Source organism: Marivita cryptomonadis, assembly GCF_002115725.1.
GTDB lineage: Bacteria > Pseudomonadota > Alphaproteobacteria > Rhodobacterales > Rhodobacteraceae > Marivita > Marivita cryptomonadis.
In genome coordinates, this window is record NZ_JFKD01000024.1 from 37,791 (window position 1) to 46,572 (window position 8,782).

11 protein-coding genes are annotated in these 8,782 nt (G+C 61.0%); 7 read left to right on the forward strand and 4 right to left on the reverse strand.

The features are described 5' to 3' along the window. The first annotated feature begins 18 nt into the window (after positions 1-18). The 5 genes from MCRY_RS19505 (at position 19) to MCRY_RS19525 (ending at position 2,880) form a co-directional block, all read left to right on the forward strand. Entirely contained in the window at positions 19-987 is a 969-nt protein-coding gene (locus MCRY_RS19505) for a cupin domain-containing protein (RefSeq protein WP_085633000.1), read from the forward strand. A gap of 59 nt (positions 988-1,046) precedes the next feature. Continuing rightward, positions 1,047-1,556, forward strand: coding sequence for a GNAT family N-acetyltransferase (locus MCRY_RS19510; protein WP_085633002.1), 510 nt, complete (start codon positions 1,047-1,049; stop codon positions 1,554-1,556). Positions 1,557-1,624: 68 nt separating this feature from the next. Then, a complete protein-coding gene (locus tag MCRY_RS19515) occupies positions 1,625-1,999 on the forward strand; it encodes a SpoIIAA family protein (protein ID WP_085633004.1) in 375 nt (124 codons plus the stop codon). A gap of 34 nt (positions 2,000-2,033) precedes the next feature. Continuing rightward, positions 2,034-2,384 (forward strand): DUF1272 domain-containing protein, encoded by a 351-nt coding sequence (locus tag MCRY_RS19520; protein ID WP_238939454.1) that lies wholly within the window; start codon positions 2,034-2,036, stop codon positions 2,382-2,384. Positions 2,385-2,472: 88 nt separating this feature from the next. Continuing rightward, the gene (locus MCRY_RS19525; RefSeq protein ID WP_085633006.1) at positions 2,473-2,880 is read left to right on the forward strand and encodes a (R)-mandelonitrile lyase; all 408 of its coding nucleotides are present in this window, start codon (positions 2,473-2,475) and stop codon (positions 2,878-2,880) included. Positions 2,881-2,953: 73 nt separating this feature from the next. Here the strand turns inward: MCRY_RS19525 and MCRY_RS19530 are convergent, their stop codons facing one another. Together MCRY_RS19530 and MCRY_RS19535 are read right to left on the reverse strand one after the other, a co-directional pair. Beyond that, a complete protein-coding gene (locus tag MCRY_RS19530; protein ID WP_085633008.1) occupies positions 2,954-4,129 on the reverse strand; it encodes an MFS transporter in 1,176 nt (391 codons plus the stop codon). Further along, complete coding sequence (locus tag MCRY_RS19535; RefSeq protein ID WP_085633010.1) at positions 4,129-4,542, reverse strand: ester cyclase; 414 nt, start codon at positions 4,540-4,542, stop codon at positions 4,129-4,131. Before MCRY_RS19535 ends, MCRY_RS19530 begins: the two co-directional genes overlap by 1 nt. A gap of 178 nt (positions 4,543-4,720) precedes the next feature. On the opposite strand from MCRY_RS19535, the gene MCRY_RS19540 reads away from it, so the two are divergent. Then, on the forward strand, positions 4,721-5,533 hold the full coding sequence (locus tag MCRY_RS19540) for a LuxR C-terminal-related transcriptional regulator (protein WP_085633023.1): 813 nt from the start codon (positions 4,721-4,723) through the stop codon (positions 5,531-5,533). 39 nt (positions 5,534-5,572) lie between these two features. On the opposite strand, the gene MCRY_RS19545 is transcribed toward MCRY_RS19540, so the two are convergent. Continuing rightward, a complete protein-coding gene (locus tag MCRY_RS19545; protein WP_085633012.1) occupies positions 5,573-6,133 on the reverse strand; it encodes a 5-formyltetrahydrofolate cyclo-ligase in 561 nt (186 codons plus the stop codon). Beyond that, the gene (mgtE, locus tag MCRY_RS19550) at positions 6,130-7,524 is read right to left on the reverse strand and encodes a magnesium transporter (protein ID WP_085633014.1); all 1,395 of its coding nucleotides are present in this window, start codon (positions 7,522-7,524) and stop codon (positions 6,130-6,132) included. Before mgtE ends, MCRY_RS19545 begins: the two co-directional genes overlap by 4 nt. A gap of 130 nt (positions 7,525-7,654) precedes the next feature. On the opposite strand from mgtE, the gene guaD reads away from it, so the two are divergent. After that, on the forward strand, positions 7,655-8,782 hold a 1,128-nt coding region (gene guaD, locus MCRY_RS19555; RefSeq protein ID WP_085633016.1), incomplete at its 3' end, for a guanine deaminase.

Genomic DNA, 8,782 nt, shown 5'->3' on the forward strand with positions numbered 1-8,782 from the left:
CACCAAGGGAACTGACCAATGACCCCGCAAGAGATGGAAGCCCGCATCGTCCGCTATGGCGATCTGCGCCCCTGTCGCACCGCCTTTATCGACGCCCACACGCCGGGTAGCGATCAGAAGGAAAACTTTACCATCATCGGTGGCGGCGTGTCGGAAAGTGCGGATCAGCACGTGCACATCACCGAAACACCGGGGTTTAACATCGGTGCAGCCGGCCAACCGCCGAGGTGCCGTAACTCGCTGCACAGCCACCGGACGGCCGAGGTGTTCTTTGTGCTCAAGGGCCGTTGGCGGTTCTTCTGGGGGCGTTGGGGCAATGCGGGTGAGGTGGTGCTGGAAGAGGGCGACATCTTCAATATTCCCACAGGTATCTTTCGCGGGTTCGAGAATATCGGCACCGATTACGGGATGATCATGGCGATCCTTGGCGGCGACGATGCCGGGGGCGGGGTGATCTGGGCGCCGCAGGTGATTGAGGACGCCAAGGATCATGGGCTGGTTCTGGGCAAGAACGGCAAGCTGTATGATAGCAAGAAGGGGCAGTCTCTGCCCGACGGGGTCAAGCCGATGCCGCTGCTTTCGGATGCAGAGCTTAGCGCGTTTCCCGAACCGACCACAGCCGATGTCGTTCCGGGTTATGTCGCCCGCTATTGGGATCTGATGGCTTTGGCCGACCGCCAGCCTGCCAAGGTGATCGGGCCAGAGGGGCGGTTGCGGGATCGTCCGGGCTTTGACGTCGATTTCATCACGCGTGGGTCGATCCCTGAGGCCATGTATACCGTTGCCAGCCACGAGGTTCTGATGCCGATGCGCGGGCATTGGCGGTTGAGCTGGGATGGTGGGACCACAGCGCTGAACCCCGGTGACACGGTCGCGGTGCCCCCCGGTCTGGCCCATAGCGTGACGCCTGCCATGACCGGAGAGGCGTCGATGTACCGGGTGCGGTCAACCGACGATCCGGCAGGGCCGACCTGGAACGCGGCCTAGGCTGGCCGCGTGGATGTCTGGCACTAGGTTGCGCGCAAGACATATTCGCGGAGGCCCAGATGACCACAGATACCCTGACCCTGCGCCCGGCAGAGCCGTCGGACACGGATGCGCTTGATCGGCTGTTCGGCCAAAGCTATCCGATCTTGCTCAAGCCGGATTACCCGCCTTCGGTGTTGGTGACAGCGGTGCCTTTGATCTCGAAGGCGCAGCCCGCGCTGATCGCAACGGGGACATTTTTCGTCATCTGCGACGGTGACGATATTGTCGGCGCGGGCGGATGGACAATGCAAGCGCCGGGCGGCAAGCCGGGGACGCGCGGCATCGGGCATATCCGCCATATGGTGACCGACCATCGGCGCATCCGTGAAGGAATCGGGCGGCGGTTGATCGAGCATATCATCCTGCATGCCCATGCCTGCGGGATGATGCAGCTGCATTGCCAAAGCACTCGGACGGCAGTGCCCTTCTACGAAAGCATGGGCTTTGTTGCAGAAGGTGAGATCGACATAGACCTGCGTCCGGGGATCACGTTCCCAGCCGTCTTTATGCAGCGATTTCTTGCCTAGGTTGATTTGAGTCATGGCGTAATCGCGTCTTTTGGTGTGGAGTCTAGGTCCAGCCAATGGAGTGGACTATGCTGACAATCACCAAACCCGAAGCGAACCGCGTCGATGTTGACCTGTCCGGCAAGATTTCGTCTGACGAAATGGCCAAGGGTCTCGATGATCTGCTTGAACAGTCGCAAGATGTGAACAAGGGCACGATGCTCTATACGGTTACGTCGTTCGCCTTTCCCGACCTTGGGGCGATTGCGGCCGAGATGGCGCGCCTGCCCAAGCTGTTTGGCCTGTTGGGTCGGTTCGATCGGTGCGCCGTTCTTAGTGATACGTCGTGGCTGCGCACTGCGGCCGAGATCGAAGGTGCGCTGATCCCAGGTTTCGACATCAAGGCGTTCGATCTGGACGAGCGTGACGAGGCCGAAGCATGGTTGAAAACCGGCATCGCGTGATCGCGGTGCTTGCAGTTTGCTGGCAAGAGAGGTTTTGATCCAATATCCAACGTTTCTTGCCGGGGCTGCCATGCTGGAACTTCGACCGAATTGCGAATGGTGCGACAAGGATTTGCCGCCTGACGCCGAAGACGCGCGCATCTGTTCCTATGAGTGCACCTATTGCGCCCAGTGCGTTGAGACCGTTCTGCACAATGTCTGCGCTACCTGTGGCGGTGGCTTTTCCCAGCGTCCAATCCGGCCCAAGGGGGCGCATCGCGCAGGTAAGACGCTTGGGCTGGGCCATCAGCCTGCAAGCACCACGCGTGTGCTGTCACGCTGGACGGCGGAAGAGGTCGAAGACCTGAGCCTGCGTCTGCGGGGCATCGCACCGGGGGATCGGTAAAAGACAGCCGTGCCTCGGGTCACACCGCGACGCTTTCCATTCGACGCCGCTGCGTTATCTCAGCCAAACACATAGAGAGGAGCCCACCATGAAAATTCACCGTGCCGGAGACCGGCCATCGCAAGCGCCAAGCCCCGATTATTTCACCGGGACCGTTCGGATGGACCCGGTCGTCTCTGGCGACGATGAGTCCGCCGTCAAGATCCTGATGGTGACATTCGAGCCGGGTGCACGGACGGCGTGGCACACCCACCCGGCGGGTCAGTCTTTGCACATCGTGTCCGGGCTGGGTTTGGCCGGGTCAGAAGGCCAGCCGGTGCAAGTGCTTCGCCCGGGAGATACGGTTTGGTTTGCGCCGGGCGAACGGCACTGGCACGGCGCGTCGCCGGATTGTGCCATGACCCATCTGGCAGTGCAGACTGCGGTCGAGGGGAAAACGGCCAATTGGCAAGAGCATGTTTCGGACGCGGATTACAACGGTCCGCGCTCAGAGTGATCTGAAGGTGTATCTGACCACAGTGCGTTGATTGATGCTGCGAGGCGCGGGTGATCCTGCGCCTCGCAGTTTATTAGAGCGGTGCCTTTTGGGGGGCGACACCGGCACCGTTCCTGATTGCTTGAAACGCAAACACCAGCGGCACAACACAGGCAAACATCGCAATAGCGAGCCAGATCGGGGCGAATGCGTCTCCTGTTGCGTCAAGCAGCGCACCTGCTGCGGGTGGTGTGGCCATCATGCAAGCAAAGTAGACGGTGAAGAACACGCCCATGCCCAATGCACGCACTTGAGGGCGTAAGGCGAGGCCGGACAGGGCCATGATGACCCCAGCCGGTGCCATGCCGACCAGCCCAAGCAAGAGGCTCGCCGCGAGCCCTGCGCCGGGGAGGCTTAAAAGCCAAAGTGCCAGAACCGCACCCGCCATACAGATGGTCATCACAAGATTGCGGCGGCCAAACCGGTCGACGATCTGACCGCAAACTGCGCCGGACCCGATCATGATCCAGCTTGCGATGCTGATCACGCCTGCGGCGGCAATCGCGGTCAAGCCAAGGCTTTGCAGCACAATCGGACCGAACGACAGGTAGATGATATAGGCGGAGTTGAAGAGCCCCCACGCCCCGGCGGCACAGAGTATCAAGCGCCATTCCTGACCGGTCAGGCGCGTGTTGCCACTGGCGTTTGTGTCACGCGGTTTGTCCGGTGCGCGGTAAAGAACAAGAACGGCGAAGCCGGCCAGCAGACAATAGGCGGAGGCAATGCGAAAGGGGAGGTGCCAGCCGAACGCGTCGACCAGCCAGGCATGTCCGATCTGCCCCATGGCGATGCCAAAGGGCCATGACATCACAAGAACGCTCATTGCCGTTGCGATTTCACGCCCATCGAACCAGTCGGCCACCATTTTGGTGAAATACAGATTAGCGAACAGAAAGCCGACACCGGCGATGGCACGACCGATGCCGACGCTGACGCCCGAGGTCGCAAGGGATGAAATGACACCGCCCAATGCCAAAGTTCCGAGCCCGAAGACGACCATTTCACGGTCCGAGACCCGTCGACCCAGATAGCCCGCAGGCAAGGTCAAAACCAATCCAGGTGCCATGAACAGACCGATCAGAAGCCCGAGCCCCGCATAGTCGAGCCCGAAGGCCACAACGAGGTCGTCGCCCACGGAGGCAAGCGTTTGGAACTGAAATCCAAGCCCGATGCGGGCAAGGAACAGCAGCGCCAGAATGCGCCAGCGCATTATGACCAACCAAGCGCACGGATGGCCTGAGCGTCATTCCAGATCTTCGTCATGTGGCTGATCTTGTCGCCGTCGAACTGCATGACATAGGCGTAATCCGACACCACCGATTTGCCGGTCGGGGGCACTGGCCCGCCTTCTCCGGTCTGTGTGCCGTGAAACTCTGCCGTGGCAATCGCGGTGTTGCGCGCCTCGTCCATGGCGAACCCTGTCAGCACATAACGGCCATCAGGAACCGGGGTCAGCAGGCCTTTCATCCAGTCGCAATAAGCCGCCAAAGTGGTCGTTTCAGCCAAGGCGTCGGATTGACAGGCAAAGGATGCGGCGTCGGTGCACCATTGAGCGCACGTGTCCCAACCCTGACCGGTTTCGCAGGCTTGAAAAAAGGATTGAGCGGTTTCGAACTGTGACATGGGGCTGATCCTTGGTTTGAATTCCGTGCGTCCAGATTACGCCCTGCGCCACGTGCCTCGTATCGGGCAGGTGTAGTATTTTGCGAAAGACCCTATCGAATTCGACTACTGCATCTGCAGGATTGCGGGGGGCATGGGTTTTGACCACACTCAAGCGCAGGATCAAGGATCGCGTTTTATGCCGGATCACAGTCATCTTAGCCCGCGAGAACAGCAAATTGCTGAAAGCTACGCCGCTGGCTGCAGCTATCAGGACATTGCGACAGAGTTGCATATCGCGCCCTCGACCGTACGGACACATCTGGCCGCCATCTATCGCAAGCTGGAGGTCTCCTCGAAGCTGGAGTTGGCTGGACGGTTGAACGGCGCCGTTGCCGAGCCGCGCAGCCAGACCGAGATGACCGCCGTCATCTCGGAATTGGCGTTGAACCTTGAGGAGGCACTGAGCCGGGAACGGGCGCTCAGCCAAGTGTTACAGATCATCGGCGCATCGCATGGAGACCTCGATTTGGTGATGCCCGCGATCCTGCGCTATGCGCTGGATCTGTGCGATGCGGAGTTCGGTATCCTTTTCGAATACCGCCAGAAAAGCCGCTTCTGTGCGAGCTTTACGCTGGGCATCCCGCAGGCGTTCAAGGATTGGCTGGATGAAAGCGCAACTTTCGCTGTGAGCGATCAAACCGGTCTTGGCCGGATGGTCACCCAACAGGACGTGATCAACATCATCGATGTGAAATCCGAAACGCTCTACCGGATGGACGATCCTTTGCGGTTCGCCACGGCCGATCTTGGCGGCGCGCGCTCTTTCGCGGCGATCCCGATGATGGCGGCGGATCGTCTGGTTGGTGCCTTTACGATCTACAGGCAAACCGTCAGGCCGTTTTCCGATGACGCCTTGCGTCTTGCGCAGATCTTTGCGGCGCAAAGCGTGATCGCGCTGGAAAATGCGCGTCTGATCGGGGACAGCACGCGGCGTGTGTCGATCCGGTGACATGGGTCTTTTGTGACCGTTATGGGGCGGGTGGCCCAACTACCTTTTGATGTCGATCACTTCGCGTTCGGTGACGATCATGTCGAGCGGTTGGTCTGTTGGCTCCAGCGGCAGGTCATCGGCCTCTTGCGCGGCGTAGGCAAAGCCGATGGCGAGCGTCGGGCGCTGGGCGCGCAAGCCTTCAAGTGTGCGGTCATAGAACCCGCCACCATAGCCGAGCCGTCCACCGGTTCGAGAGAAGGCGACCAAGGGCACGATCAAAACTTCGGGGGTGATCAGCCGTTCCTCGGCAGGCACGGACGCGCCAAAGGGGCCATCGACCAAAGCGCAGTCAGGCTCCCATTGCGAGAACACCAAGGGTGCTCCGGCGGCGCGGATCACTGGCACGCCCACCGGCCCATGTGCTGCGGCTTCGGCCATGGCGGGCAGGGGGTCGATCTCGGTTCGGATCGGCAGGTAGCCCGACACGGGCACACCGCGATAGCCAGCGAGCACTTCGCTCAGATGGCCAGCTGCACCGCGATGCCCCGCCTCGTGCGCGGCCTTGCGGCGGGCAAAGGCGGCTTTTCGCGCGGCGGCCTTGCGCGCGTCCAATGTCACAGCAGCACCAGCACAGCGAGGCCGAGGAAAGCAAAGAAGCCGACCACGTCCGTGACCGTGGTGACAAAGGCACCCGAGGCCAGCGCCGGGTCGATACCAAGTTTTTCCAGCACGATCGGGATCGCCGTGCCTGCAAGCCCGGCCACGACAAGGTTAATCACCATTGCGGCCGCAATCACGCCCCCCAGCGCAAGCGAGCCAAACCAGACATAGCCCACGATCCCCATGATCACGGCAAAGGCAATGCCGTTGATCAACCCCACAATCACCTCGCGTCGGATCACCCGCCAGACATTTGATCCGGTCAGGTCTTTGGTGGCCAGCGCCCGCACCGCAACGGTGAGCGACTGCGTCCCGGCATTGCCCCCCATCGAGGCGACGATGGGCATCAGCACCGCCAAGGCGACGATAGTGGCGATAGCGTTTTCGAACTGCGCGATGACGAGGCTGGCGAGGATCGACGTGATCAGGTTGACCAACAGCCACGGAAACCGCCGCTTGGTGGTTTCACGCACGCGGTCCGAAAGCGAACTTTCGCTGTCCACACCCGCCAGACGCAGCACGTCTTCTTCGTGCTCTTCGTCCAGCACCGCCATGGCGTCGTCGATGGTGATGACCCCCACCAACCGCTCGTTCTCATCGACAACCGGGGCCGAGATCAGGTGATATTGGTTGAACGCATAGGCGACTTCGCCTTCGTATTGCGCGACCGGGATCACGTGGAAGGTGTCCTCGACCAGTGATTGCAGCATCACCTCGCGGCGCGATCCCATCAGCTTGCCCAGCGTGACATTGCCCACCGGGCGCAGGCGCGGATCGACCAGCACAATGTGATAGAATTGATCGGGCAGGTAGTCGGAATTGCGCAAGTAATCAATGGCTTCTCCGACATTCCAATGTTCGGGAGCCATCACGACTTCGCGCTGCATCAGGCGTCCGGCGGAATATTCCGGATAGGTGAGCGATTGCTGAACCGCGACGCGGTCACTGTCTTCAAGCGCGTCAAGGATCGCGTCTTGCTGTCCTTGTTCAAGATCCTCGAGAAGGTCGACAACGTCATCGCTTTCAAGATCGCGTACGGCGTCGGCCAGAACTTCTGGCGACAGCAGGCCAATGACCTCTTCCCGTATCGATTCGTCGAGTTCCGACAGGATGTCGCCGTCGAATTCCTTGTCGTAGAGCTTGATCAGCCGCATTCGGTCGAAGGCGTTGATCTGTTCCAGAAGGTCGGCGATGTCAGCCGGGTGCAACGGCTCCATCAGCGCGACAAGCTCTTCACGGTCGTCCCGGTCTACAGAAAACAGGATTTGCGCCACGGCCTTGCGGCCAAGGCTGTAGGCGTCTTCGCTTTCTTCGACCTCGGGTGCCTCGATGGTTGGATCGTCGCTCATCTTGCCCCCTCGCTGTGCGCTTTGTGTCACCTTTACGCAATCGGCTCGGGAGAAAACAGAGCGTCCGCGTGATTTACCAACTCTGTATCTAGAGATAGGTTCACGGAGCCAGTGTCAAAAAGGGCATTTCATGTCAGATATCACGCTTCACCTTGGCCAGACGCTCTGGTTCAGCAGCGATCCCATGATCGACGGGCCAAACGCCGCCCATCACGACTCGCGCGGCGGGATCGCGGTGCAGGACGGTCATGTTTTGGCGCGGGGCACGGCGGACGATCTGCGGCGGGAGTATCCGCACGCAGTGGTGGAGGATCATGGACAAGCGCTGATCCTTCCGGGGTTCATCGACGCGCATGTGCATTACCCCCAGACTGCGATGATCGCGAGTTGGGGCAAGCGGCTGATCGACTGGCTCAACACCTATACCTTCCCCGAGGAGTTGCGGTTCGGCGATCCGGACTATGCCGCCGAGATTGCAGGTCGATATCTGGATCTGGCCCTGTCGCACGGCACCACGACGATGTGCAGCTATTGCACGATCCATCCTGAAAGCGTGGACGCATATTTCACGGCAGCCGCCGCGCGGGGGATGCGAGTGCTGGGCGGCAAGACCTGCATGGACCGCAATGCGCCCGACGGTCTGCTGGATACCGCGCAATCGGCCTATGACGACAGCAAGGCGCTGCTGGAGCGGTGGCACGGGCAGGGCAGGGCGTCCTACGTCATCACACCGCGCTTCTCGCCCACCTCGACCCCCGAACAACTGTCCTCGTTGGGTGCCTTGTGGGCGGAACACCCCGATTGCCTGATGCAGACGCATCTGAGCGAACAGACCGACGAGATCGCTTGGGTGCGGGGCTTGTATCCCGAGGCCCGGGATTATCTGGACACCTACGAGGCGTATGGGTTGCTGGGTGCCAACGGTCTCTACGGCCACGCGATCCATCTGGAACCGCGCGAACGCGACCGCTTGCGCGAGGTGGGCGCGGCTCTGGTGCATTGCCCCACCTCCAACACCTTTATCGGGTCGGGATTGTTCGACATGGCCGGGCTGGTGGCCGAGGGTCAACGCGTCGGGCTGGCCACCGATACCGGCGGTGGATCGTCCTTTTCGATGCTGCGCACGATGGCCGCGGCCTACGAGATCGCCCAACTGCGCGGCGTGGCGTTGCATCCCTCGGCGTTGCTGTGGCTGGCCACCGAAGGATCGGCCCGCGCGTTGCGGATCGCGGATCGGGTAGGGACTTTGGCACCGGGG

Bases quoted from the DNA above. Each gene is read 5' to 3' on its own strand.
- MCRY_RS19510 (WP_085633002.1), top strand. From the start codon at position 1,047: ATGACCACAGATACCCTGACCCTGCGCCCGGCAGAGCCGTCGGACACG.
- MCRY_RS19530 (WP_085633008.1), bottom strand. From the start codon at position 4,129: ATGCGCTGGCGCATTCTGGCGCTGCTGTTCCTTGCCCGCATCGGGCTT.
- MCRY_RS19525 (WP_085633006.1), top strand. From the start codon at position 2,473: ATGAAAATTCACCGTGCCGGAGACCGGCCATCGCAAGCGCCAAGCCCC.
- MCRY_RS19505 (WP_085633000.1), top strand. From the start codon at position 19: ATGACCCCGCAAGAGATGGAAGCCCGCATCGTCCGCTATGGCGATCTG.
- mgtE (WP_085633014.1), bottom strand. From the start codon at position 7,524: ATGAGCGACGATCCAACCATCGAGGCACCCGAGGTCGAAGAAAGCGAA.
- MCRY_RS19540 (WP_085633023.1), top strand. From the start codon at position 4,721: ATGCCGGATCACAGTCATCTTAGCCCGCGAGAACAGCAAATTGCTGAA.
- MCRY_RS19515 (WP_085633004.1), top strand. From the start codon at position 1,625: ATGCTGACAATCACCAAACCCGAAGCGAACCGCGTCGATGTTGACCTG.
- MCRY_RS19535 (WP_085633010.1), bottom strand. From the start codon at position 4,542: ATGTCACAGTTCGAAACCGCTCAATCCTTTTTTCAAGCCTGCGAAACC.